The sequence below is a fragment of the Desulfofalx alkaliphila DSM 12257 genome (assembly GCF_000711975.1).
Classification (GTDB): domain Bacteria; phylum Bacillota; class Desulfotomaculia; order Desulfotomaculales; family Desulfohalotomaculaceae; genus Desulfofalx; species Desulfofalx alkaliphila.
Genome location: NZ_JONT01000026.1, coordinates 1 through 24,004, shown reverse-complemented (window position 1 = coordinate 24,004; position 24,004 = coordinate 1). Strand labels below are relative to the sequence as shown.

Genomic DNA, 24,004 nt, shown 5'->3' with positions numbered 1-24,004 from the left:
AGATTATCCACGCGTTACTCACCCGTCCGCCACTAAGATGTTACCGGTTCTGTCCGAAAACTTCACCGGTAGATCTCCGTTCGACTTGCATGTGTTAGGCACGCCGCCAGCGTTCGTCCTGAGCCAGGATCAAACTCTCCATAAAATTTTTATAATGATGTTCAAAAAATAATGAGTATTTTTTGAACCATTCATCTTATGGAAAAGCTCTTTGGCTCTTCGTTGTCTGAATTACTCTCCACGCTTTTGCGTTTGACGAGATTTTGTGGTTCTATTTTGTGGTTCTATTATATAGAACTTTTACATCCATCTCTTGCTGTTTAGTTTTCAAGGATCAATGATGTTTTTTGTTGATAATTTTTGTTGTCTCGATTAAAAATGTTACCACAAGTAAAGTTTGCTGTCAAGATATTTTTTCGGGCTATATTCGGCAAGTCTTTGTCGAATCAGCCACAAGATATATATTAGCAGAACCTTTTTTGCTTGTCAATAATAAAATTTGCCCCGGTTAATCCCGGGGCCTCATCAACGGAAACAGTATTACATCTCTTATGGACGGAGAATCGGTCAACAACATAATTAATCGATCAATGCCTATGCCTAGGCCACCGGCCGGGGGCATTCCATATTCCAATGCCTGAATGTAGTCATCATCCATCATATGAGCCTCATCATCACCGGCAGCTCTTTTCTTCAGTTGATTTTGAAAGCGCTCCCTTTGATCAAGGGGATCATTGAGCTCTGAAAAAGCATTGGCCAATTCACGGCCATAGATAAAGAGTTCAAACCTGTATGTTAGTTCAGGTTGATCATCCTTCCTTTTGGCCAGGGGAGATATTTCCACCGGGTAGTCTAATATAAAGGTTGGTTGAATCAGTTGAGGCTCTACCTTCTCTTCAAACACCTTGTTTAGTACGCTACCCCAGGATTCGTCGGCCTCCACCTCTATCCCCAGGGCCTTTGCCTTAGCCCTGGCTTCCTCATCGGTTTTTATCTGGCCAAAATCTACCCCACTATGCATCTTAACCGCTTCCAGCATGGGTATTCTTTGCCATGGTGCAGCTAAGTTAATCTCTTGGTCCTCATAGGTAATCAGCGTCGTGCCCAAGACCTTGTGGGCCACAGTGCTAATTAGATTTTCAGTTAGTTCCATCATATCTTCGTAGTCAGCATAGGCTTGATATAGCTCCAGCATGGTAAATTCAGGATTGTGCTTGGTGGAAATACCTTCGTTTCTAAAGTTGCGATTTATTTCATATACTTTTTCAAATCCTCCCACCAGCAGCCTCTTTAGGTAGAGCTCCGGAGCAATGCGCAAGTACAGCTGCATATCTAAAGCATTATGATGGGTGATAAAGGGCCTGGCAGCGGCTCCCCCGGCAATTGGCTGCATCATCGGGGTCTCCACCTCAAGAAAGCCCTGTTTATCCAGGTAGTTGCGAATCTCTTTTATTATGCGGCTTCTGGTAATAAAGGTTTGCCTCACATCGGGGTTAACTGTTAAATCAACATACCTTTGCCGATAGCGTAAATCAACATCCTTGAGACCATGCCACTTTTCCGGCAAGGGGCGCAGGGATTTTGACAGTATAGTATATGACGTCAGTGAAACAGTGACTTCACCGCGGCGGGTTTTAAACACCTTGCCTGTGGCACCTATAAGGTCGCCAATATCCAACTTCTCAAACCAGCGATAACTTTTCTCGCCCAGATCATCCAATCTGCCGTATATCTGAATTGTGCCGCTTCCATCCTGAAGGTTTGCAAAGCTGGCCTTCCCGTGACCGCGCTTGGCCATTATCCTCCCTGCCAACACCACAGTTTGTCCCTCATAGGTCTCGAAATTATCTACAATTTCTGCAGCCAGGTGGGTCCGGTCAAATTTACCCCCATATGGCTTGATGTTATCATTGTACATTTCATTTAGTTTTTCTCGACGCACTTGCATTAGTTCATTTAATTCTTCAACGTTTGCCATCTACAACCCCCCGATGTTCCTTAGGACTACTGTCAAAATTATAATATATCTACTATTTTATATTCAAGTTTTCCTGCCGGCACCTCTACAACCACAACTTCACCCTTTTTTTGTCCTAATATAGCCTTGCCAACAGGTGATTCATTTGAAATCTTATTGCTGTCTGGATCAGCCTCCACCGAACCGACAATGGTATACTTAATCTCATCACCTAACTCCAAGTCCTTTATTAGTACCGTTGACCCCAAGGCCACAGTATTCTTGTCTAAGTTCCCATTTTCAATTACCCTGGCATTGCGCAGCATTTTCTCCAGGGTTATAATGCGCCCTTCAATAAAGGCCTGTTCATTTTTGGCATCTTCATACTCAGAGTTTTCACTGATATCACCAAATTCTATGGCTTGTTTAATTCTTTGGGCAACCTCTCTCCGCTTTACACTTTTTAAAACCTCTAGTTCTTTTTCCAGTTGTTTTAAACCTTCTGAGGTTACAATGGTTTCTTTTTCCCTCATCATCATCCCTGCTCCTATCTGTATATTGGGATTCATTCTAACAAACAATATATGTGTTTTTACCCATATTATTCGCAACAAAAAAACCCATAAGTACGCTGAAAGCACTGCAAAGTTAAGGTCTTGCAGTGCTCACATTATTCTCCAGTTACCTATGACATTATACGGGCAGCTTTCTTGTTTGTCAAGGTTACCCCGCCCTTTATTTTTAGTTTAATTACGATGCCCGGGCTGTGAACAGTTGTTTAATTCTTTTGATCTCCTCTTCGGTTACCGCCCTTTCAAAGCTCCTAAAACCAGCCAGTTTAAATCCGTGTTTTTTTGCCAATTCCGTTATCTGGTCCACTTGCTTTACTGTAAGGTCTCTACCCAATGAGAAGCTTTTATAACAGCCTTCCAGTGCCAGCATCATGGTTTCTGCCATGCAGGCATAGGCCGTTTTTTTGGGGAAGCCGAAGTCGAGATTAAATTCCACGTTGCCGGGCACTTCAACAACGCCACCCTCTATTACCAAAACATCATTTCTTTCTTCCGCCACGCGCTTGGAAACATCCCTTGGCCGGGCAACATCGCACACCACCGTGCCGCTTTGCAGATCTTCGGGCTCTATAACAGTGTCCACAGAGCTGGTAACTGTTATTACAATATTCGCCTTTCTGACCGCCTTCTTCACATCAGAGGTTATTCCGGCAGCCAGTCCGGTTTCATAAAGTATTTTTTGGGCCAGGGGTTTTAGTTTGGCGGTGTCTCTGCCCACCAAGGTTAAGTGTTTAACATCCCGGGCCATAATAATGGAGCATACCTGGCCAATGGAGCCGCCGGCTCCAATTACGGCCAAGTGGCTTTCTGAAAGTTGGTGGCCTAACATTTCAGCAGCCCGCTTAGTTCCTTCAATGGCAGTGGCCACAGTATAGCTGTTGCCGGTGGTTACAGCAATATCTAGGTTTTTACTCACGGTAATGCCTGCATCCCCCACCACCGAGGTAAAGGCACCCAGTCCCACTATTTTAGCCCCCAATTCTTGGGCCACCTTGCCGGCTTGAATAATCTTACTTGTTACCTTCTCTTGGGGCAGCGACATCATTTGTTTGGCCGTTAGGGGGCAAGTAACAAACCAACCCTCAGCCTCAATATTTTGTTTGGATTTAATACCGGTAATATGTGAAGCGGTAAAAGGCGGCACTAACCTAAGTACCCTTTCCACCAAAGCATCTGGCATAAACTTTGAAAAGCTAAACTTTCTTGCCACATCAGAAACATCCAAGGGATGAATAATAAAGGCAAACCGCTCCATATGTAATTCCCCCTAAATTAAGTATTAATTTCTCGCTTGATAGCCCTTACCATGGCCACCACCTCATCGGATTCCACATAACAATCCTCTGTAATTGGCGATTCGCCCAAGGTAAATCCAATCACGTCTTTATCTAACACTGCCTCAACCAGTTTTATTCTTTGATTGGAACCCAGCACAATTACCTGATCGCAGGCATGTACCTTGGCAATGATTTCCATAATGCTGTTAAACAAATCCAAGCCGCTGCGATTTTTCACATAATCCCACCGCTCCCGCTCGGTCAGCAGGTATATGAAGTCAACACCTTCCCCTTCCAGTGCCAAGCGGAGCTCTTGCTTATTTACAATTGGAAAGCCAATCACCGCAATACTTTTTCCCTTTCGTATTTCACCCAGGGATTCCAGCCGCGAAACAAAAGTCCTGTCTATACCCAGCCGAGATGCAGCCTCCGTCTGCGGTATGCCCGATGCACGCAGCTGAAGCAGCTCATCAACCACCTTATGTATCTTTCTTTTGCTTACTATTTTATTGCCAATTCTAACCAAATCCATAATAAAATAGACCCCACCAGTATTATATTTATTATGTGCACACTTTTGTATACCAATATATCATAAACACTTTTTTTCAAAAATGCAATTATTAGTGTAACCGGCCGGGGCTAAGGCATAGTATAACATCCTTAAAAAATAAAAAAACCCTAAAGTAAAATAACTTTAGGGCAGGGCCGACAGGAGTACTTCTTTTAGTTCTTCCGGGCTTTGGGCTTGGTTAATACGCTGACGCAAGGAAGCTGCACCGCGAAAGCCCTTTGTATACCAGGCCGCATGTTTACGCATTTCCGACACGCCGATAAAGGCACCTTTATCATCAACTATCATTTCCAAATGGCGAATGGCCATTTGAATGCGCTCCTCCGGCTGGGGGCCGGGCAGCAGTTGGCCGGTTTCTAAGTAGTGTATGGTTTGCTTAAATATCCAGGGGTTTCCCATGGCAGCCCTTCCAATCATCACCCCGTCACAAGCGGTTTGCTCCATCATATCCCTAGCGTCCAAGGGCGACCAAATATCACCGTTTCCGATCACCGGCACCTCCACCGCTTCCTTTACCCGGCGAATAATATCCCAATCGGCGGCACCGCTGTAAAACTGGTCCCGAGTTCGGCCATGCACCGTAATGGCCTGGGCCCCGGCAGCCACCGCCCTTTCCGCCAGCTCCACTGCATTGACACTGTTTTGGTCCCATCCCTTACGCATTTTAACCGTTACCGGCACCTCCACCGCTTCCACAACTGCTTTCACAATATCGGCTGCCAGCTGGGGGTTCTTCATCAAGGCGCAACCTTCGTTATTTTTTACTATTTTTGGGGCAGGGCAACCCATATTGATGTCTACAATATCGGCCCCCTGGGAAACCACTATTTGGGCAGCCTTGGCCATATACTCCACATTGGAACCAAATATTTGCACACTAAGGGGCCCCGGTTCATCTTGAAAATCCACCATGCGTAAAGTTTTTTTATTGTTATACATTAGGGCCTGATCGCTAACCATCTCTGTGCATACCAGGCCGCATCCGGCCTCCCTGGCCAGCACCCGAAAGGCACGATCGGTTACCCCTGCCATGGGAGCGGAAATCACCCTGTTAGCCAGTTTAACCCTACCGATTTGCATAAAATCATTCCTTGTTGCGCAGATATATGAGCCGCAGTCCAATAAGTGTTAGAAAAGGCTCTACCTTATCGATAGAGCTTGCCTCTTGGGCAATTTGCTCTGCCAAACCGCCGGTGGCTATCACCTTGCATTCTCCCAATTCATTTTTAAACCTTCTAACCATCTCTTCCACCAAACCTGCATACCCATATATAATCCCCGATTGCATGCTGTGTATAGTGTTCTTGCCGATAACCGACGGCGGTGACTTTAACTCTACCCGGGGCAGTTTAGCAGCCTGGGCAAAAAGCGCCTCGGTGGATATTCTAATACCCGGAGCAATGGCACCCCCTAGGTATTCACCCTTTGCATTTACTGCGCAAAAGGTAGTGGCAGTGCCAAAATCAACAATAATTAGCGGGCCGCCATGTAAATGGAAGCCGGCAACAGCATTGACAATGCGATCCGCCCCCAGTTCCCGGGGATTGTCCACTTTAATGGGCATACCGGTTTTTACGCCGGGGCCAACCACCAAGGGGCGCACATTAAAGTATCTCTGGCTCATGGTTTCCAGGGTTTGCATCAGGGGCGGTACCACAGAAGAAATAATCATCTCGCTTATTTGGCTTTTATCCAGGCCTGCACATTGAAAAAGATTGGCAAGCAAGATGCCGTACTCATCGGCGGTGCGATTGCGATTGGTTGAAATCCGCCAATGGGCAATTAATTGATCCCTATTGAATACCCCCAGTACGGTATTAGTGTTGCCCACATCAAAAACCAGTATCACCTTATTATTCCCCCATCATTTATTAGCTTTTTAAAACTAAGCACAATTTTACCAAACAGGATAAGCTATGGCAACATCTATGCCCTGATCCCTCAGGCCCCATAGGCATTGTTTAGGGCTGGCACCGCCTTTAGTACCAATCGGGTAACCATGGCTGCAGCCACAGCCTTAACTAGATCAAAAATGATAAAGGGTACAAATGCTATTATCATCTGTGCCAAGGTGACTGCACTGCCCAAGTAAAAATTCATCATGAAATAAAAATAGGGCATACCCACCGCATAGATGGCAGCCATGCCGGCAAACATGGCCAGGCTGCAGGTGAATAAACCAAGATCCCCTTTTCCCTTTCTACTGATAATATGGCCGCTGACATAGGCGGCAGCCACATAGCCCAGGGTAAAGCCAAAGGTGGGTTTTAGCACATAAACAATGCCGCCGTAGGGTTCCGTTGCAAAGACCGGTATCCCTATCAAACCCATCATTATGTATACCACCACACTCCAAGCCCCCAGCCTGGGCCCCAGCATACCCCCCGCCAGCACCGCCATAAAGGGAAGCACACTGAAGGGCACGGTGCCAAAGGCCACCGGCCAAAATTTAAATATCACTGCCGCCACCGCCATGGCTGCAGTCATAAGGCTAACCAGGGTCATCTCCCTAACTTTAAAGCGCAAAATAACTACCTCCTTTATTGTTAACAGCCACAACCCCCCGGCAAAACTGTTAACCGTATATGGAATCTTGGTTAACAATAATCCCACAATAATTTGCCTTACAGCCTGAGCGACACATCTCCGGAGGAAAAGGCCCTGATGCTACCGTCACTCATTCTCAACAGCAGCTCCCCGGTGTTGTTAACCCCTTCTATCCGGCCTGTGTAGCTGCCCTGCAGGGTTTCCACCCGGGCATTGCAATGTTGGGAAATACACCAGGTGCGCCAGAGCTTTAAAATTGCAGCAAAGCCCTCTTCTTTCCAAACAGAATATAAATGGTCCAGCTCTTTCAGCACCGCCTGTAATACCTTAACCCGGGACAGTTTTTCCCCAACTTCCGCCCGTAAAGAGCTTGTGTGCCCTCTTATTTCCCGAGGCCAATTATCAGCCAGTGAATTTACGTTAATTCCAATCCCTAGCACCACATGGCGTACACAGTCAATCTCTGCCCCGATTTCAACCAGGATACCGCAAAACTTCTTGTTGTTGATTAATAAATCGTTGGGCCATTTAATACCCACCTTGGTGTCGCATACAGCCTCCATGGCCCTGGCCACCGCAACCGCTGCCAACATGCTCACCTGGGGTGTTTCTGACAGACTGATCTTAGGCTTGAGCAATACAGAAAAAACAATATCTTTCCCGGCTGCGGAATACCAATGCCTGCCCAGACGACCCTTACCACAATTTTGTTCCTCCGCTATTACCACCGTTCCCTCTTCAGCACCTTGCCGGGCCAGCCCTTTGGCCACCTCATTGGTTGAGTCAACCCTTTCCAGGTGAATAATTTTGCTGCCCATAAGCTTAGTGTTGAGGCCGGCATAAATTTCCTGGGGATATAAAATGTCAGGGCTTTTCAGCAGGCGATATCCCAAGCGCCTTTGGGTTTCTATTTGATAGCCCTGCTCCTTTAAACTCCCAATGTGTTTCCAAACCATGGTGCGCGAAATGGCTAACTGTTTACAAATATCTTCCCCCGAAACCCACCGGCCCTTATTTTTTTTCAGCGTATGTAATACCTTATCCCGCATTAAGCTTCAACTCCATGGATTAGCTTCGATTGTTAACCACTATGATAGCATAGGTTAACAAAGCAGTGCAATATTTTTGGCAGCTTTTATCGAAAAAAACAAGGGGTGGAAGATTGATCCCACCCCTCAACAGCTAATTTTACTTTATCTCTTCCACATCCAGACTGATATCCAGCGCCTTTACCGAATGAGTCAGCGAGCCGATGGATATTAAATCCACGCCGCTTTTAGCAACCATCACAACGTCCTCTTCGGATATGCCGCCCGAAGCCTCTATTATGGCTCTTCCGTTTACCATTTCCACAGCCTCTCTCATCAAAGAGGGCTCCATATTATCCAGCATAATAATATCGGGGTTTGCCGACAATGCCTCTTCAAGGCCGGCCAGGTCTTCCACCTCTACCTCTATTTTTACGGTATGGGGGTTATTTTTCCGGGCCAGATTTATTGCCTGGGTGATGCCGCCGGCTATTTTAATATGGTTATCCTTAATTAAAACAGCATCATATAGGCCAAAGCGGTGGTTATGCCCTCCGCCCACCCGTACGGCATATTTTTCTAAAAAGCGTAGGCCCGGTGTTGTTTTCCGGGTATCCACTATTCTCGCCGGATACATGGAAATCAACTCCACCAGTTGGGCTGTCTTGGTGGCAATGGCTGACAGGCGCTGTAAAAAATTTAAGGCCAGCCGCTCGGCAGTTAATATGGTTCTGGCACTACCTCTGACTTCAGCCAAGACTGTGCGGGGCTCTACCTTGTCCCCGTCTTTTACCTTAGCTTCAAATGAAATGGACGGATCCCATTGTTTAAATACCTCTTGGGCCACCGTCATTCCGGCAATAATTCCGGCTTCTTTGGTATAAATAATCCCGGTGGTCACTGCCCCCTCCGGTACCAGGCTATTTGTGGTAATGTCTCCGGTACCGATATCCTCCAACAGGCAACGGTGAATTAATTCCTTCACCAGCAGCGGATTCAGTTCCATATCGCACTCTCCTAGCGCCTTAGTATAATATGCTTTTCCCAACGTGTACTGGTCTCGGGAAAGTCTAACCTAAAATGGCCGCCCCTGCTCTCAGTTCGCATCATGGCTGCCTCTGTTATTAGTTTACCCACTTCAAGCATATTACGCAACTCCATCTCCCGGGCATTTCTACAGCGGTGCCTTTTAAGCCATTCGTTTTGTTCAAAGAAGGCCAATGCCCGGGTCAGCCGATGAATGGTCCGCAAGGGGCCAACGTTTTCCCCCATGGTCCATTTTAATTGCTCCGATATTGCTTCCACATCTCCGGCAGGCTCAAATAAATCTTGGCATATAAATCTTTCCTTATTAAGGGATATACCGTCTATTGTCTTCATCAAATGCTTCACTATGCGGTTGCCAAACACCAGGCCGTCCAACAATGAATTGCTGGCAAGGCGGTTTGCCCCATGCACCCCCAAACAGGCAGCTTCCCCACAGGCATATAAACCCTGTATAGAAGTTAAGCCGTTATAATTGGTTTTAATGCCCCCCATAAGATAGTGGGCCGCAGGGGCAACAGGTATCGGCTCCTTGGTAATATCTAAACCGTACTTGGCACAGGTGGCGGTAATGGTAGGAAAACGCCTTTTAATTTTGTCTGCGGCTATATGGGTCAAGTCTAAGTTTACATAACTCTTTTGTGTGGCCGCCATTTCAGACAGTATTGCCCGGGAGACGATATCCCGGGGCGCTAACTCCGCCATGCCATGATAACGGGGCATAAATCTTTCACCCTGGCTGTTGCGCAGCAAGGCCCCCTCTCCCCGCACCGCTTCAGAAATTAAAAACCTGGGTGCGTTGGGCAGCACTAAGGTGGTGGGGTGAAATTGCACAAACTCCATATCCATCACTTCAGCCCCGGCACGGTAGGCAATTGCTATGCCGTCTCCCGTTGCCACTTCGGGGTTGGTTGTGTATTTGTATAATCTACCTGCACCGCCCGATGCCATTACCACCGCCTTGGTCCAATAAATGCAGTATTCCTGCGATCTTTCATCGTAGGCCAAGACACCGCAACATACTCCGTCCTTCACCAGTAAATCAACCACAAAGTGCTGCTCTAATACTAGAGCCTTTCCTTGGTTCAGCACCTGCTGCATTAAGGTGCAAATGATTTCCGCTCCGGTGGCGTCTCCATGGGCGTGTAAAATACGCCTCTTGCTGTGGGCACCTTCCTTGGTCATAGCCAGCTGATTTCCGTGTCGATCGAAGTTAGCTCCCATATTAATTAGTTCCTGCACCCTTGAGGGCCCTTCATTTACCAGCACCTTGACAGCCACGGCATCACAAAGGCCGGCACCGGCCAGCATGGTATCCTCATAATGCAGTTCCGGTGAGTCGGTTTTGCCCAAGGCAGCTGCAATGCCGCCCTGGGCCCGGTCTGAATTGCTGTCTATAATGGTGCGCTTTGTGAGCAAGGTAACCTCTAAGCCTGCCTCTATGGCCTTCCAAGCAGTGTAGAGCCCGGCTATGCCACCGCCGACAATCAGCAACTCCGTTTGATACTGGGGCAGATTGTCACTGTTAAAGTTTACTAGGTAGTGCCTGTCCACCATCTTCCTCCTAAAGGGTTATTTAACCTCAAGCATCCGTTCCAGCGATTTTAGCGCCCGCTCTCTGATGTGGGCCGGCACTGTAATTTGTGGCCGCATATTTTCCAAGGCTTCCTTTACCTTCTTCAGTGTGGTCGCCTTCATGTTGGGACATATTAATTTTTTATGCAGAATGTGAAATTCCTTGTCTGGGTTTTGTTTGCACAGTTGATGCAGTATCCCCGACTCGGTGCCCACTATAAATTGCTTTGCCTGGCTTTCCCTGGCATAACGCAGCATGCCCGATGTGCTGGACACGTGGTCCGCCAAAGCAGTTACTTCCGGCCGGCACTCGGGGTGAACCATCACCTTTGCCTCGGGGTATTTTTTCTTTGCTTCTAATAACTCCTCAGGGGTTACCAAATCGTGAGTGCGGCAGTGGCCCTCCCACATTACCATTTCCCTGTTGGCTTGCTTGGCTGCAAATTGGCCCAGGTTTTTATCCGGTACAAATAATATTTCCTTATCTTCGGGTATAGACTGGATGACTTTTACCGCATTTGCTGAAGTGCAGCAGATATCACTTTCTGCCTTAACTTCAGCCGAGGAGTTTACATAGGTTACAACCACTGCATTGGGCATTTCCGCTTTTTTAGCCCTCAGGGCTTCCGGTGTGACCATATCAGCCATGGGGCAACCGGCATCTTCTTCAGGTAAAAGAACAATTTTATCGGGACATAAAATGGCTGCACTTTCTGCCATAAAATGCACCCCACAGAGCACTATTACATCGGCATCCGTTTGGGCGGCCCTCCGGGCCAGCTCTAAGGAGTCTGCCACCAGGTCCGCTATTTCCTGAATTTCGGGCCGCTGGTATAAATGGGACAGTATAATGGCATTGCGTTCCTTCTTTAACTGTTTAATGTCTTCCCACATTTTTTGTACGTTTTCATCAAAAGTCAACTTTTTCAGCTCCTTTTAAGTAATGGAGTAGTGTCAAAATAATTTACTTTCAATTGTATTATTGATTTTACTAAATTGTCAATAATCTAAACTTTCTGGGTATGGTATTCTTCGTAATATATTTCAGTGTGCCGGTTCTTATCGTCTACCATTACTATTTTTGGCCGGTAACTAAGGGCTTCTTCCTTTTCCATCATTGCGTAAGATATTATAATTACCTTATCTCCCGGCTGCGCCAATCTGGCGGCGGCACCGTTTAAGCACACCACTCCGGAGCCGAATTCCCCTGGGATGACATAGGTTTCTAAACGGCTTCCGTTGTTTAAATTTACAACTTGCACCCGTTCGTGCACCAGTATTTCTGCCATTTGCAGCAGTTTACTGTCCACTGTTATACTGCCCATGTAGTTTAAGTTTGCTTCGGTAACTGTGGCACGGTGAATTTTACTTTTAAACATTGTTAAAAACAACTTTTACGCCTCCAAAATAATATTGTCTATCAGCCGAGCTTTGCCAAAGAAAGCCGCCACCGCCAGCAGGGCCGGTCCGGTAATTTCGTCTATGCTCTTTAAATGGGGATAAGAGTAGAGCTCAACATAGTCCAGTTTTGCCAGTGGCTCCTTCTTTATTTGATCTGCAACCATTTGACAAATTTCCGGCACCCGGCGCCGGCCCTCTTTCACCGCACCCTTAGCCATTTGTAAGCTTTGGTATAAAACGGTGGCTGCCGCCCTTTGCTCCGGGGTAAGATAGGTGTTGCGCGAGCTCATGGCTAAGCCGTCCTGCTCGCGCACCGTGGGCACTGCAACAATTTCGGTATCCATGTTTAAATCCGCCACCACCCTTTTTATCACCAGCAGTTGTTGGGCATCCTTTTGCCCAAAATAAGCTTTGTGGGGCTTTACAATATTTAAAAGTTTTGTTACCACCGTTGATACCCCGGTAAAATGCCCTGGCCTTTTGCTGCCGCAAAGTTTATCGGTAAGTTCCTCACCCACCGACACGGTGGTGTTAAAGCCCTGGGGATACATTTCGCTGTCGGTGGGCGCAAAGATCACATCAACACCCGCCCCCTTAGCCAAACCGAGGTCCCGCTCCAAATCCCTGGGGTAAGAGGCCAGGTCTTCCCGGGGGCCAAACTGGAGGGGGTTGACATAAATGCTGGTCACCACCTTATCACACTGCCGTACCGCCTTTTCCATCAGTGACAGGTGGCCTTGATGAAAATAACCCATTGTGGGCACCAAACCAATGGTCTTATTTTGCTTCTTTTGTTCAGTTATATAATTTTGCACTTCTACACAGGTCTTTAATAGGATCACAGGCACACCCTCTTTAATAGATTTTTTTCAATTCCTCATCAGGCATGGAAAAGGTATGCTCCGGTCCCGGAAACAGCCCCTTTTCCACCTCGTCCCGGTAGCTTTCCAGGGCCTTAACAATATCCTCGTGCAAATTGGCATACCTTTTTACAAATTTGGGCTTAAATTGGCTGTTTATTCCCAAAAGGTCATGGATCACCAGCACCTGACCACTGCAGTGGGGACCGGCCCCAATACCAATGGTGGGAATATCTAAGGCCTCGGTAATCCTCTTGGCCAACTCCGCAGGTATGCACTCCAGTACCAATGCAAAAATACCTGCCTTTTCCAGGGCCTTGGCATCCTCCAGCAGTTTATGGGCGGCAGCGGCTGTTTTGCCCTGCACCCGGTACCCACCCATTTGGTGTACCGATTGGGGAGTTAGGCCCATATGTCCCACCACCGGTATTCCGGCAGTAACCAGGGCTTCAACTGTCTCAGCCAGTTCCTGACCGCCCTCAAGCTTAACTGCCTTGGCTCCCCCCTCCTGCATCAACCTGCCGGCGCTGCGCAGTGTTTCTTCCCGGGATAGGTGATAGGTTAAAAAGGGAAGGTCGGCCACCACCAGTGCCCTCTTTGCACCCCTGGTAACCGCCTTAGTGTGGTGGACCATATCGTCAATTGTCACCGGCACCGTTGTGTCGTATCCCAGCACAACATTTCCCAAGGAGTCTCCCACCAGTATCATATCAATGCCTGCACTGTCAACCATTTGGGCAGTGGGGTAGTCGTAGGCCGTGAGCATGGTAATGGGCTTATTTTCTTTCTTCATTTTTAACAGGTCAAAGGTAGTTAAAGGTTTAGTCATTGTTTCGGTCTCCTCCCAGTAGTCTTTTTATTATGCGGGCAAGGTCTTTGTCAATGGTACCCTTATTTTCAGCCATATGGGCAGTGATAATACCCAGCCTTTTATAGGCCTCTTGCACATCTATTTCCATTTGTTCTAAGGCAGCAAGGTGTTTTTCTACGGTCACCACATCCCCCCGCTCCACCGGGCCCGTCAGAGCCTCGACGGTGCCCTTGCTTTTCACGTTGTTTATGGTGCCCAGGATCAGCGGCTGTAAAGCCTCCACCGCTTGCCGGCCGTCTAAACCCATCTTGCTTAACATCTCCGTGGCCATATGAATAAGGGCCACCAGATAATTAGAAGCCACCACGGCGGCTGCATGGTATAAGGGCTTGTCAGCTTCTTTAATGATAAAGCCTTTACCCTTTAAATCCTCAACCACCCCTTGTAAAACCGCCAACCCCTCGGGATCCCCTTCCATGGCAAAGTAACTTCCCGCCAGATTAGCTATTGCCATTTCCACATCCGCAAAGGCTTGCAGGGGGTGAAGGGCAGCAGCCGCAGCGCCGCAACTTCGGGCAATGCCCACCGCAGATGCGGCCAGGGAACCGCTGGTATGGGCCACCACCTGGCCCTTGGTAAAACCGCCCTCATTTGCAATCAATTGGGCTGTGGCAGATATATGGCGGTCAGGGGTGGTAATGAAAACTACTTCAGCATCCCCGGTAACCTCGGCAGGGAAGTCGGTGTATTTTACCGACAACCGCTCTCCCAGGGCCTGGGCAGTTTTAATATTGCGGCTGGCTACCCCAATTAGGGGATAACCCAAGCGCTGCAAGGTCACTGCCAAGGCAGAGCCAACCTTTCCCGCCCCCACCACCGCTATTGAAGGTTTAGCCATTGAAACACCCCTATCCTATAAAATGAAAGCGTTCAGCTTAAAAAAAACAAAAAACGACCCCCCGGAAACCCAAAAGGTCGTTGAACGTGCTTATATAGGCTTCCGTCTCGGTCCAAATAGGCTCCAAGCGGCAAAGAGCTATTTACTTTTAAACAAAGAGAAACAAGATTGCCTACAGCTTTAAACAGCAGCCAGGTACAGTTCTTATTTAAGATACCGTCCTCTAACACTGCTATTTTAGCACAATGGGGCCGGATGGACAATTGGACCGGCAGCTAAAGTTAATTTTCACAAGTATCTTATCTATTGGTCCCCTTGGGATTCAAGGCCGGCAAATTCACTTACCCGCTTTTTAAAATCATCGTAATTACCGGGCGCCAACAATAGGTACTTGTCCTCCAGCTCCAGGCAGATCATTTTATTATCGGCGGCCATAAAAGTTGCCGTGGCCCCGTTTTGTAATTGATATCTTCCCACCCGGAAATTACCGATACCCATTCCTCTTACTCTTTTTACGGGTTTAAGTTCTTCCCTTTGGTCCAGTTCCACCTCATAAACAGCCACAAGATCCTCCCGATGAACCACTTCCTTCGCGTAAGGCAGGGCATGAACCTCTAAGGTGCCGTAACCGACTAGTACCTTGTTTTGCATTGGTGCAAAAATAAAAAAATAAACAAAGAGGCCGGCCACAGCCAGTATCAGTGCCAGGGAAATAAGTCTACCCTTTAATTGGGTGCGCCTTTTCATTCTGCGCCAAACCACTACCCCCGACAGCAATACACTGGCCACAATTAAGGCATTTGCAAATTTAACGTTGCCGGGTATAAGCAGTTGAAACTCCGCCATTTCTCTCCCCCCATTTGCCAGTTAGCTAAATATATACATTATAGGCCGGTATAACCGGCCCTGCAAGGATATTAACAAAAGTCCCTTGGCCTTGCCGTCAATTATCTGAAAGCCTTTCTATTTCCTGCTCTAACATCAGTTTTTCAGCCAGTTCCCCTGCTGTAAAGCCCTTATGTATAATCCGGTCCGGTATTAATTCCGCCAGCGGTACCATTACAAAGGCCCGTTGGTGCATTCTGGGATGAGGCAGCACCAGCTTGGGTGTCTTTATTGCAAGGTTCTCATAAAGGAGCAAGTCCAAATCTATGGTCCGCGGGCCCCAGCGGCTCCTTCTCACCCGGCCCAAGACTTCTTCTATCTGCTGCAGCTCCGCCAGCAATTCTTCAGGCCGTAGGCTCACCTCCAATTCAACCACTGTATTTAAAAACCAATCTTGATCGGTCTTGCCCACCGGGGCGGTGCGGTAGACAGATGCAGCCCTCAGCAGCCCTATGCCCGGCTTTTTGTTCAACAGGGCCATTGACTTGTCTATATAGGCTTTTTTATCCCCCATGTTGCTGCCTATGCCCACATAAGCTTTTTTCACCTTATTTTCCCCTTAATCCTTTCGAGGTGCGCACTATTTCAACGCCCATATATTCAAACACGCCATCAATCGGTGCCTGGGGTTTTTTTATTCTCACCTTGACCCCATCAAGGTTAAAGTGCCTTATTATCTGCACAGCAATGTTTTCCGCCAGGGCTTCTAGCAGTTGATACTTTTTTTCAGTAAAGAGCCGGCTCACCGTTTTATAAACATCGGCATAGCTCACCGTTTTCTTTAGGTCGTCTGTGCTGCCGGCCGGCTGTAAGTCTAAGTACAACTCTAAATCCAATTCAAACCTTTGCCCCAGGCGGCCTTCCTCCTCCAAGGCCCCGTGATAGCCATAAAACTGCATCCCTTTCATGATAATCTTATCGGCTGCCTTTACCATTTGCATTCCCCTAACCTATACTTTTCATAATGGCATCGGTCATTTTACACACCCGGGCCATTTCCTTTACATCGTGCACCCGCACAATATCAACACCCTTTGTGATACCTAAACAGACGGTGGCGGCGGTGCCCTCCAGCCGCTGATCAACCGGTAAGTCAAGGGCGTAGCCAATCATGGACTTGCGGCTGGTGCCCAGTAGAATTGGGTAGCCCAGGCATTTTAATTCCTTGAGCCTGGCCATTACCTCCAGGTTTTGTCGGTAGGTCTTGCCAAATCCTATGCCCGGGTCAATGATAATATTTTCTGCCTTTACACCGGCCCCTATGGCACTGTCCGCAGCCCTGCCCAGAAATTCCACCATGTCGGAAATTAGATCCCCATAGGAGGTATGCCCTTGGTTGTGCATCAAGATGATTGGGCATTTATACCGGGCAGCCACGGTGAACATATTGCGGTCGGCCTGGCCCGCCCAGATATCATTAATAATGTGAACACCTGATTCTAAGGCCGCCTGGGCCACCTCAGCCTTATAGGTGTCCACCGACAGGGGTACCTCTATTTCCTTTGCTAATCTTTCTATAATGGGAATAATCCGCGACAATTCTTCTTCCACAGTGATTTCTTGATAGCCCGGCCTGGTTGATTCACCGCCTATGTCAATGATATCTGCCCCTTGTTCAACCATTTGTATGGCTCGCTCCACCGCCTTGTCCACGGCGTTAAACTTGCCCCCGTCCGAAAAAGAATCCGGGGTTAAATTTAAGATTCCCATTAGCAGCGTAGCCTGGCCCAATATTATTTTTTTGCCCCGGCAGTTTATTTCTCGGGTTTTTGTGGCCTGCAGGGCAGCTAATGTTCTCTCAATATCCTCTGCTATTTCCTTCAATTTAAAGGGCTGCTGTTTTAGTTTCATACATACCTGGCGGTGCTGTGTTTCTGTGCCCATCAAGAGCATATCGGTATGGTCAACGGAGTGATTAACCACTCCCCGGGTCACCGCCGCCTCTCCCCCCTGGGAAAGCATTTCCTGTTTAATGATGTTGGCCTGGGTGGAGGTAATGTTTTTAAGCTTTAAGACCCGAAAAACAGCCTTGTCAGCCATATGCTGAACGCCCCATGGGTCACAGCCGATGGCCTTTAGTTCCCTTTGGGCCTGTTCCCTGTTATCTATCTCAATACAGCGAATGTATTTCAATAATGTCACCCCGTTTAGACAATTGTACAAGCATAGTATATATTGGTAAAGGTACTTTTATCAATAATAAACCAGAGTATAGGGTACAAGATATTTAAAGGGCTCGTTTGCACGAGCCCTTTACTTAATTAATATTCGTTAGGCAATTTCTTAAGTTGTGCCAGGGTAAATACCGGGCCGTCTTTGCAGACGTACTTGCTGCCAATATTACAGCGTCCGCACATTCCTAAACCGCACTTCATGCGCATCTCTAAACTCATAATTATTTGTTCCGGGGTAAAACCCAGTTCCTCCAGCACAGGCTGGGTAAATTTAATCATCACCGGCGGTCCGCAGATGATGCAGACGGTGTTCTCCGCGCTGGGGGCCTCTTCTTTCACCACCGCAGGGATAAAGCCGGTGCGCCCGGTCCAACCTTCCACAGGACGGTCAATGGTGGTTACCAGGTTTATGTCATCCCGTTCTGACCACTTCTTCAGCTCGTCTTTGTAAAGCAGTAAACCGGGGTTGCGGGCTCCGTAAATCACTGTCAGGTCCCCGTAGTCACCGCGGCGTGCGGGGTCTAACAGGTATTCAATGGTGGAGCGCAGGGTGGTAAAGGCAAAACCACCACCAATTATTACTATGTTCTTTCCCTTTAGGTCTTCCACAGGGTACCAGTTGCCCAGCGGTCCGCGCACACCCACTATGCTGCCTTCTTCCAGCAGATGCAGCGCTGTGGATACCACACCTACCTTGGCCACTGAAAATTTCAGTATCCCGGGCTCGGTGGGTGAAGAGGCGATACCGAAGGGCGCTTCTCCTTTACCGTATACCATTAGCTCGGCAAACTGGCCCGGCATGTACTTGAAGTTCTCTTCGTCTTCTTTGTTTACAAACTCCAAGGTAAAGGTGTGGATCAGTTTGTCTTCGGTCTCGGTAAAGTTCTTTACCAGTCTCATCGGTATTGGCAAATAAGGGTTGTTTCTATCCATTCTCTTAACCAACCTCGCTTCCGGTGTCCTGTGCCTTGATTTCCGCCAGTACTTGCCGGATGTCCATGTTCACAGGGCAGTTTTTGATGCACCTTCCACAACCCACACAGGCGGTGGCATTGTATCTGTCTACGAAGTAGTTAAATTTGTGCATTACGCGTTGTCTAAAACGTTCTTTCCCGCTGGTGCGGGGGTTATGTCCTGAACCGTGCAGTGTAAACAGTGGGAACATGCAGGCGTCCCAGTTTCTTACCCGGCAACCTTCACAGTCTTTGGCATCGTCTTCAATGTCAAAGCAGTGGCAGGTGGGGCAAAGGTAGGTGCAAGCTGCACAGCCTATGCATTTTTCGTGTAATTTATCCCAGTATTCGTGGGTAAACATGCCGTCCAGTTTTTCTTTTAAACCGGCAAGGTCCACTTCACTGGCTACTGTGGCCGATGCCTTGGCCTTTTCCGCCAGGGCCTTGGCTTCTGCGTCTGCTTCCGGCAGGTTTAGTTTGCCCACCAGTTCTTTGCCTTGTTCGGTTATGGCTTCTACCAGGTAGGCTTCGCCTATGTCGGTAAGCAGTACGTCTGAGCCGTCGGTGTCAAAGGGGCCGCTGTTTACCGAGGTGCAAAAACAGGTGCCGGAGGGCCGGTTGCAGCCCAGGCTCACTATTACGGTGTTGTCGCGGCGCGCCAGGTAGTACACGTCTTGGTACTGATCGTTTGAAAATACGTTGTCAAGCAGCATTATGGACTTGGCGTCGCAAGGGCGCAGGCCAATGGCTACGCTCTTGGTGTCGTCCACCTTGCTGTCCATCCTTAGTCCCTCTTGGTTAACGCTGTAGTTAAACAGTTCTTCGGACTGAGGGAAAAGGATCTCTTTGGGGGGCTTTTTGGAGTTCTCGCCCAGCTTGGCTTCAGCACCTTCTTTTATTGCTTTAAAGGCGATGTTGCCGTTTTCGTCCACCGGAGCATATACCCGGTATTCTTTAGCTAGCTGGTCCAGTAGTCCGGCAATTTCGCTTTTCTTAATGATCATCCTTTTTCACCTCATTCCTTCATCAAGAACGGTTGCGGGTCGTCCGGGGTGAAGTCGTTTAGTACCGGCTTGTCGTCCGGATTTAGGCCCGCTTCGTATCCAAAGGTTTCTTTTACGTCTTTTACTCCTTTGCGGGTTAAAAGCGAAAGCTTTATGCCCATTGGGCAGGCCCGCTCACAGGCTCCGCAGTCGGCGCAGCGCCCCAGCTGGTGGAATACTCTCACGCCCTGGAATATTAGGTTGTCTTTGGCGCTGTATGCCCGCTTGCTGATCCACTGCGGGCTGGATGTGTCCACAAAGCATTCTGGGCAGTAGCAGGTCGGGCATGCGTTGCGGCAAGCATAGCAACGTATGCACTTCTCCATCTCTTGGGCTAAGAAGCTTGCCCGCTCTTCTGCGCTCTTTGCTTCAAATTCTTCCACTTCGGCAAAGCTTAGTTCTTTGGCAGCCACTTCTTCGCCAACCAGTTCGTCATATATTACCGGATTGCCGTAGGCGCAACGGATACAGGTGTCGTAGTATAGTTCTGCCTTGGGTGCCTTTTGTTCAAAGCCATTGCCTTTCAGTGTTATTTCTTCGCCGTTTATTTCGGCTTCCAGTATTTCTCCGCCCACCAGTTTTGATGCCTTTTTGCGGTCTATCATTCCCTGGCAGGGCACTCCTATGATGTACAGCTTTTCACGGTCGATTTGGTTTTCTTTCATCAGGGCCACTATTGATCTGGTATCACAGCCTTTGGCCACCACTGCTACTTTCTCTTCCCGTTTCCTTAGGTAGTTGGTAAGGTTGTTTTCGCAGTATTCGTCCCAAATCAGGTTCGCCGCTTGGTCTACCGTCCGGGCAAAGTAAGGTGTGCTGCGGAGCGGTAGGCTTCCCTGGGCAAACCCCACCACCAGGTCTACTTTCTTTTCTTCTAAGAGTTTTTTGGCGGTGTCTTGTATTACTTTACTTAGATTTTGCATCCGCTACACCTCAATCCGCTTTTTTAAATACCCCTTTGGGGGGTCCAATCTCTTTTACTCGCTCGCTTACTTTGGATACCACATCGGCAAATCTGCCGCCTTCAGCTGCAGATACCCAGGTAAAGTTTACCCGGTCTTCTTCAACTCCCATGTAGTTCAGCATGCTCTTTAAAAGGGCAAATTTGCGACGGGCCACGTAGTTACCACTGACATAGTGGCAGTCTCCGGGGTGGCAACCGGAGGTTAGTATACCGTCTGCTCCGTTTCTTAAGGCCGAAAAGATAAATAAGGGGTTGATTCTACCCGAGCACGGAACCCGTACAACGCGTACGTTGGGGGGATATTGAAGTCTGCCTACTCCCGCCAGGTCCGCACCGGCATAGCTACACCAGTTACATAAAAAGGCTACCACTTTGGGTTCGTATGACATTTGTCTACCCTCCTGTCTTTCAGTGAGTGAGCTCATCTTAAAGGGCGCTCACCATGGCCATTATTTGCTCGTCAGTGCAGCCTTTGATATTGATGGCACCACACCGGCAAGAGGAGGAGCATGCACCGCATCCCTTGCACAGAGCTTCGTTGACCACTGCCACTTTTTCTTCTAAATCCACTTGTACTGCCTTGGCCGGGCAGATTGCTTCACAGGCTCCGCAGGCTGCGCACTTCTTCTTGTCTACCACTGCGCTCTTGCCTTCTACTATGATGTCGCGCTTAGCCAGTACGGTGGCCGCACGCCCTGCCGCTGCCTTGGCCTGGGAAATGTTTTCTTCCATGTTCTTTGGACCGTGGGCTAAACCGCACATGAATACTCCGTCGGTTCCAAAGTCCACAGGACGTAGTTTTAGGTGTGCTTCTAGGAAGAAGCCTTCTTGGTTTAACGGTACTTTAAAGAACTGGGACAGTTTTTTGTTTGTTTCCAGCGGGGGTACGATGGCCGAGGCCAGACCCACTGCGTCTGTTTGAATTTCTATCGGCTCTCCCAGCACGTGGTCGGTCACTGTTACTTTTAGGCTGCTGGGGGTCAGTTCTACCACCGGCTTGTTGTCTTCGCTGTATCTGATGAAGATTACGCCCTTTTGCCGTGCTTCGGTGTACAGGTCTTCAAAGAAGCCGTAGGTTCTGATGTCCCGGTAGAGAATGTATACGTTGGCTTCGGGACGGCGTTCTTTGATTTTTAAGGCCAGTTTGATTGATTTGGTGCAGCAGATACGGCTGCAGTATGGGCGTTCGCTGTCACGGGAGCCCACGCACTGGATCATTACTACGTTGTTGACTTTGTCAAAGTTGCCCTTGGCTATTTCGTTTTCCATTTCCAGCAGGGTTTGTACCCGGTGGTTCTCTCCGTACAGGTATTCTTCCGGTTTGTATTCTTGGGCTCCGGTGGCTATTATGGCCACACCGTGTTTTAGTTCTTCGCCGTTGGTCAGTTTGGTGGTGAAGTTGCCCATAAAGCCGTTTACGTCGGCTATTTCTACACCGGTGTATACTTTGATTTTGTCGTTGCTTTTTACTTGGTCAATCAGTTGGTTTAGGTAGGCCGGTATGTCTTCGCCGTTCATGCCGTAGGTCATGCGGCGGGCTATTCCGCCCAGTTCTGCTTCTTTTTCTATCAGGTATACTTGGTAGCCTTGGCTAGCCAGGTTTAGGGCGTTGTTCATTCCGGATACGCCGCCGCCGATTACTAAAACGTCGTGGTTCATGTCCAGGGTTACCGGATGTATCGGCTGTGCCAGGCGCACTCTGTTTACTGCCATTTTTATCAGGTCTTTGGATTTTTCGGTGGCCTTTTCAGGCTCGTTCATGTGTACCCATGAACATTGGTCTCTGATGTTGGCCAGTTCAAACAGGTGGGGGTTTAGGCCTGCTTCTTTCAGGGTCTCTTGGAACATGGGCTCGTGTGTCCGAGGACTGCAGGAGGCTACCACCACACGGTTTAGCTTGTGTTCTTCTATTGCCTCTTTTATTTGTCCGGCAGAGTCTTGGGAGCAGGCATAGATTTTGTCGGTGGCAAATACTACGCCCGGAAGGGTCTTGGCGTATTCAACTACGCTGGGTACGTCCACCACGCCGCCGATGTTTATGCCGCAGTGGCAAACAAATACGCCTGTGCGCACAACTTCTCCGGTTACATCTTGTTCTGCCGGGTATTCTTTTTCTTTGGTCAGGGTGCCTTTGGCTTCGGCCAAGAGGGCTTGCACTTCACCGGCCGCTGCACTGGCTTGCATTACTGTCTCGGGTATATCCCGGGGACCGGAAAATGCTCCCGCCACGTATATGCCTTCTTTGTTGGTGGCTATGCCGGTCAGACCTTGGGGTTGGCAGAATTTGTATTGGTTTAGTTCTATGCCCAGCTTTTCTGCCAGTTCCACCGCTTCTTTCTTAGGCTCTAAGCCAACGGACAGTACTACCAGGTCAAATTGTTCCACCTGTATCTTTCCGTCTTCCAGCGCATAGCGAATGTTTACTGCGCCGTCTTCGCCGGCTGTCACTTCGTATATGCGGTTTCTTAAAAATCTTACGCCGTTTTCTTCTACGGCGCGGTTGTAGTATTTTTCAAATTCTTTGCCGTAGGTTCTCATGTCCATGTAGAAAATGGCGGTGTCCAGTTCGGCTTTGCTGTGCTCTTTGGCAATTACCGCCTCTTTGATGGCATACATGCAGCATACAGATGAGCAGTAGCCGTGGTCCTCTTTGCAGTTACGGGAACCTACGCATTGAATCCAGGCTATCTTTTGGGGCTCCTTGTGATCTGACGGGCGTACCAGGTGGCCGCCAAAGGGTCCGGATGCTGATAGTATACGCTCAAATTCTAAGCTGGTTATTACGTTGGGTACTTTGCCGTAGCCGTAGTAGTCCAGCTTTTTGGCGTCAAAGGCGTCAAAACCGGGCATTAAAATTACTGCCCCTACTTCTATTACTGTCTCGGTATCTTCCATGGTGTGGTCGATGGCGTCCGCTTGACATGCTTCTAAGCATTTACCGCAGGCCTTGGGCTTTTTCAGTTTTAAGCACCTGTCTCCGTCAATGGCGTAGGCATTGGGGTATGCCTGGGCATAGAGTTTGTATATGGCTTTTCTTTTGTCCAGGCCTTGGTTAAAGCTGTCGTCTACTTTTACCGGACATTTCTCTGCACAGGAGCCACAGCCGGTACATTTTTCCGGGTCCACGTAGCGGGCACGGGTTCTTATGGTGGCCTTGTAGTTGCCCGGCTCCCCTTCCAGCTTTACCAGCTCGCTGGTGGTCATTACGTTAATGTTCAAGTGACGGCCGCAGTCCACCAGTTTTGGGGACAGTATACACATTGAACAGTCGTTGGTGGGAAAGGTTTTGTCAAGGGCGGGCATGGTGCCGCCTATGGCAGGACTGCTCTCCACCAGGTGCACGTAGTAGCCTGACTCGGCCAGGTCCAGTGATGCCTGTATACCTGCAATTCCTGCACCTAATACCAGTACACTTCCTATCTTTTTTGTACTCATAGTTTT

The 24,004-nt window shown here is 48.5% G+C and carries 24 protein-coding genes and 1 rRNA gene; all 25 read right to left on the bottom strand.

The window, feature by feature from the left end; all coding sequences use genetic code 11:
* Positions 1 to 145 (bottom strand): 16S ribosomal RNA (locus BR02_RS0111255); the annotation flags it as partial.
* Positions 146 to 508: 363 nt separating this feature from the next.
* Positions 509 to 1,978, bottom strand: coding sequence for a lysine--tRNA ligase (gene lysS / locus BR02_RS0111250; protein WP_031517142.1), 1,470 nt, complete (start codon positions 1,976 to 1,978; stop codon positions 509 to 511).
* A 38-nt stretch (positions 1,979 to 2,016) separates the two neighbouring features.
* Positions 2,017 to 2,490 (bottom strand): transcription elongation factor GreA, encoded by a 474-nt coding sequence (greA, locus tag BR02_RS0111245; protein WP_031517140.1) that lies wholly within the window; start codon positions 2,488 to 2,490, stop codon positions 2,017 to 2,019.
* A gap of 217 nt (positions 2,491 to 2,707) precedes the next feature.
* Positions 2,708 to 3,784, bottom strand: a complete 1,077-nt coding sequence (locus tag BR02_RS0111240) for a shikimate dehydrogenase (RefSeq protein WP_031517138.1) — start codon at positions 3,782 to 3,784, stop codon at positions 2,708 to 2,710.
* A 17-nt stretch (positions 3,785 to 3,801) separates the two neighbouring features.
* Complete coding sequence (locus BR02_RS0111235; RefSeq protein ID WP_031517136.1) at positions 3,802 to 4,338, bottom strand: transcriptional regulator; 537 nt, start codon at positions 4,336 to 4,338, stop codon at positions 3,802 to 3,804.
* 165 nt (positions 4,339 to 4,503) lie between these two features.
* Positions 4,504 to 5,460, bottom strand: a complete 957-nt coding sequence (gene dusB / locus BR02_RS0111230) for a tRNA dihydrouridine synthase DusB (protein WP_031517134.1) — start codon at positions 5,458 to 5,460, stop codon at positions 4,504 to 4,506.
* A 4-nt stretch (positions 5,461 to 5,464) separates the two neighbouring features.
* On the bottom strand, positions 5,465 to 6,229 hold the full coding sequence (locus BR02_RS0111225; protein ID WP_031517132.1) for a type III pantothenate kinase: 765 nt from the start codon (positions 6,227 to 6,229) through the stop codon (positions 5,465 to 5,467).
* A gap of 92 nt (positions 6,230 to 6,321) precedes the next feature.
* Positions 6,322 to 6,906, bottom strand: coding sequence for a biotin transporter BioY (locus BR02_RS0111220; protein ID WP_034639312.1), 585 nt, complete (start codon positions 6,904 to 6,906; stop codon positions 6,322 to 6,324).
* A gap of 98 nt (positions 6,907 to 7,004) precedes the next feature.
* Positions 7,005 to 7,976, bottom strand: coding sequence for a biotin--[acetyl-CoA-carboxylase] ligase (locus BR02_RS0111215; protein ID WP_031517128.1), 972 nt, complete (start codon positions 7,974 to 7,976; stop codon positions 7,005 to 7,007).
* A 139-nt stretch (positions 7,977 to 8,115) separates the two neighbouring features.
* Positions 8,116 to 8,961 (bottom strand): carboxylating nicotinate-nucleotide diphosphorylase, encoded by an 846-nt coding sequence (nadC, locus tag BR02_RS0111210; RefSeq protein ID WP_031517126.1) that lies wholly within the window; start codon positions 8,959 to 8,961, stop codon positions 8,116 to 8,118.
* A gap of 11 nt (positions 8,962 to 8,972) precedes the next feature.
* Positions 8,973 to 10,556 (bottom strand): L-aspartate oxidase, encoded by a 1,584-nt coding sequence (nadB, locus tag BR02_RS0111205; RefSeq protein WP_031517124.1) that lies wholly within the window; start codon positions 10,554 to 10,556, stop codon positions 8,973 to 8,975.
* A gap of 15 nt (positions 10,557 to 10,571) precedes the next feature.
* Positions 10,572 to 11,468 (bottom strand): quinolinate synthase NadA, encoded by an 897-nt coding sequence (nadA, locus tag BR02_RS0111200; protein ID WP_031517122.1) that lies wholly within the window; start codon positions 11,466 to 11,468, stop codon positions 10,572 to 10,574.
* A 113-nt stretch (positions 11,469 to 11,581) separates the two neighbouring features.
* Positions 11,582 to 11,965: an aspartate 1-decarboxylase gene (gene panD / locus BR02_RS0111195; protein ID WP_031517120.1), complete on the bottom strand. Its 384-nt coding sequence runs from the start codon at positions 11,963 to 11,965 to the stop codon at positions 11,582 to 11,584.
* A gap of 3 nt (positions 11,966 to 11,968) precedes the next feature.
* Positions 11,969 to 12,817 (bottom strand): pantoate--beta-alanine ligase, encoded by an 849-nt coding sequence (panC, locus tag BR02_RS0111190; RefSeq protein ID WP_031517118.1) that lies wholly within the window; start codon positions 12,815 to 12,817, stop codon positions 11,969 to 11,971.
* Positions 12,818 to 12,830: 13 nt separating this feature from the next.
* Complete coding sequence (gene panB / locus BR02_RS0111185) at positions 12,831 to 13,664, bottom strand: 3-methyl-2-oxobutanoate hydroxymethyltransferase (RefSeq protein ID WP_031517117.1); 834 nt, start codon at positions 13,662 to 13,664, stop codon at positions 12,831 to 12,833.
* Positions 13,657 to 14,544, bottom strand: a complete 888-nt coding sequence (locus BR02_RS0111180; RefSeq protein WP_031517116.1) for a Rossmann-like and DUF2520 domain-containing protein — start codon at positions 14,542 to 14,544, stop codon at positions 13,657 to 13,659. The genes panB and BR02_RS0111180 overlap by 8 nt, the downstream gene beginning before the upstream one ends.
* Before the next feature lie 303 nt (positions 14,545 to 14,847).
* Positions 14,848 to 15,390: a PH domain-containing protein gene (locus tag BR02_RS0111175; protein WP_031517115.1), complete on the bottom strand. Its 543-nt coding sequence runs from the start codon at positions 15,388 to 15,390 to the stop codon at positions 14,848 to 14,850.
* A 97-nt stretch (positions 15,391 to 15,487) separates the two neighbouring features.
* Positions 15,488 to 15,976, bottom strand: coding sequence for a 2-amino-4-hydroxy-6-hydroxymethyldihydropteridine diphosphokinase (gene folK, locus BR02_RS0111170; protein ID WP_031517114.1), 489 nt, complete (start codon positions 15,974 to 15,976; stop codon positions 15,488 to 15,490).
* A gap of 1 nt (position 15,977) precedes the next feature.
* Positions 15,978 to 16,364 carry a dihydroneopterin aldolase gene (folB, locus tag BR02_RS0111165; RefSeq protein WP_337999142.1) on the bottom strand — a complete coding sequence of 129 codons (387 nt, stop codon included), beginning with the start codon at positions 16,362 to 16,364 and terminating at the stop codon, positions 15,978 to 15,980.
* A 10-nt stretch (positions 16,365 to 16,374) separates the two neighbouring features.
* The gene (gene folP / locus BR02_RS0111160) at positions 16,375 to 17,562 is read right to left on the bottom strand and encodes a dihydropteroate synthase (protein ID WP_031517112.1); all 1,188 of its coding nucleotides are present in this window, start codon (positions 17,560 to 17,562) and stop codon (positions 16,375 to 16,377) included.
* A 128-nt stretch (positions 17,563 to 17,690) separates the two neighbouring features.
* Entirely contained in the window at positions 17,691 to 18,536 is an 846-nt protein-coding gene (locus BR02_RS0111155; RefSeq protein ID WP_031516507.1) for an FAD/NAD(P)-binding protein, read from the bottom strand.
* Between the two features lie 4 nt (positions 18,537 to 18,540).
* Positions 18,541 to 19,560: a 4Fe-4S dicluster domain-containing protein gene (locus BR02_RS0111150; RefSeq protein ID WP_031516506.1), complete on the bottom strand. Its 1,020-nt coding sequence runs from the start codon at positions 19,558 to 19,560 to the stop codon at positions 18,541 to 18,543.
* Positions 19,561 to 19,571: 11 nt separating this feature from the next.
* Entirely contained in the window at positions 19,572 to 20,522 is a 951-nt protein-coding gene (locus tag BR02_RS0111145; protein WP_031516505.1) for a 4Fe-4S dicluster domain-containing protein, read from the bottom strand.
* 10 nt (positions 20,523 to 20,532) lie between these two features.
* Positions 20,533 to 20,952 carry a hydrogenase iron-sulfur subunit gene (locus BR02_RS0111140; RefSeq protein WP_031516504.1) on the bottom strand — a complete coding sequence of 140 codons (420 nt, stop codon included), beginning with the start codon at positions 20,950 to 20,952 and terminating at the stop codon, positions 20,533 to 20,535.
* 37 nt (positions 20,953 to 20,989) lie between these two features.
* Positions 20,990 to 23,998, bottom strand: coding sequence for a CoB--CoM heterodisulfide reductase iron-sulfur subunit A family protein (locus BR02_RS0111135; protein ID WP_031516502.1), 3,009 nt, complete (start codon positions 23,996 to 23,998; stop codon positions 20,990 to 20,992).
* Between the last annotated feature and the right edge of the window lie 6 nt (positions 23,999 to 24,004).

Coding starts and splice junctions, on each gene's coding strand:
- panB (WP_031517117.1), bottom strand. CDS start 13,664: ATGACTAAACCTTTAACTACCTTTGACCTGTTAAAAATGAAGAAAGAA.
- nadB (WP_031517124.1), bottom strand. CDS start 10,556: ATGGTGGACAGGCACTACCTAGTAAACTTTAACAGTGACAATCTGCCC.
- BR02_RS0111135 (WP_031516502.1), bottom strand. CDS start 23,998: ATGAGTACAAAAAAGATAGGAAGTGTACTGGTATTAGGTGCAGGAATT.
- BR02_RS0111150 (WP_031516506.1), bottom strand. CDS start 19,560: ATGATCATTAAGAAAAGCGAAATTGCCGGACTACTGGACCAGCTAGCT.
- BR02_RS0111180 (WP_031517116.1), bottom strand. CDS start 14,544: ATGGCTAAACCTTCAATAGCGGTGGTGGGGGCGGGAAAGGTTGGCTCT.
- BR02_RS0111240 (WP_031517138.1), bottom strand. CDS start 3,784: ATGGAGCGGTTTGCCTTTATTATTCATCCCTTGGATGTTTCTGATGTG.
- BR02_RS0111235 (WP_031517136.1), bottom strand. CDS start 4,338: ATGGATTTGGTTAGAATTGGCAATAAAATAGTAAGCAAAAGAAAGATA.
- BR02_RS0111145 (WP_031516505.1), bottom strand. CDS start 20,522: ATGCAAAATCTAAGTAAAGTAATACAAGACACCGCCAAAAAACTCTTA.
- BR02_RS0111140 (WP_031516504.1), bottom strand. CDS start 20,952: ATGTCATACGAACCCAAAGTGGTAGCCTTTTTATGTAACTGGTGTAGC.
- BR02_RS0111155 (WP_031516507.1), bottom strand. CDS start 18,536: ATGGATAGAAACAACCCTTATTTGCCAATACCGATGAGACTGGTAAAG.
- BR02_RS0111215 (WP_031517128.1), bottom strand. CDS start 7,976: ATGCGGGATAAGGTATTACATACGCTGAAAAAAAATAAGGGCCGGTGG.
- nadC (WP_031517126.1), bottom strand. CDS start 8,961: ATGGAACTGAATCCGCTGCTGGTGAAGGAATTAATTCACCGTTGCCTG.
- dusB (WP_031517134.1), bottom strand. CDS start 5,460: ATGCAAATCGGTAGGGTTAAACTGGCTAACAGGGTGATTTCCGCTCCC.
- lysS (WP_031517142.1), bottom strand. CDS start 1,978: ATGGCAAACGTTGAAGAATTAAATGAACTAATGCAAGTGCGTCGAGAA.
- greA (WP_031517140.1), bottom strand. CDS start 2,490: ATGAGGGAAAAAGAAACCATTGTAACCTCAGAAGGTTTAAAACAACTG.
- nadA (WP_031517122.1), bottom strand. CDS start 11,468: ATGTGGGAAGACATTAAACAGTTAAAGAAGGAACGCAATGCCATTATA.
- folB (WP_337999142.1), bottom strand. CDS start 16,364: ATGGTAAAGGCAGCCGATAAGATTATCATGAAAGGGATGCAGTTTTAT.
- BR02_RS0111175 (WP_031517115.1), bottom strand. CDS start 15,390: ATGGCGGAGTTTCAACTGCTTATACCCGGCAACGTTAAATTTGCAAAT.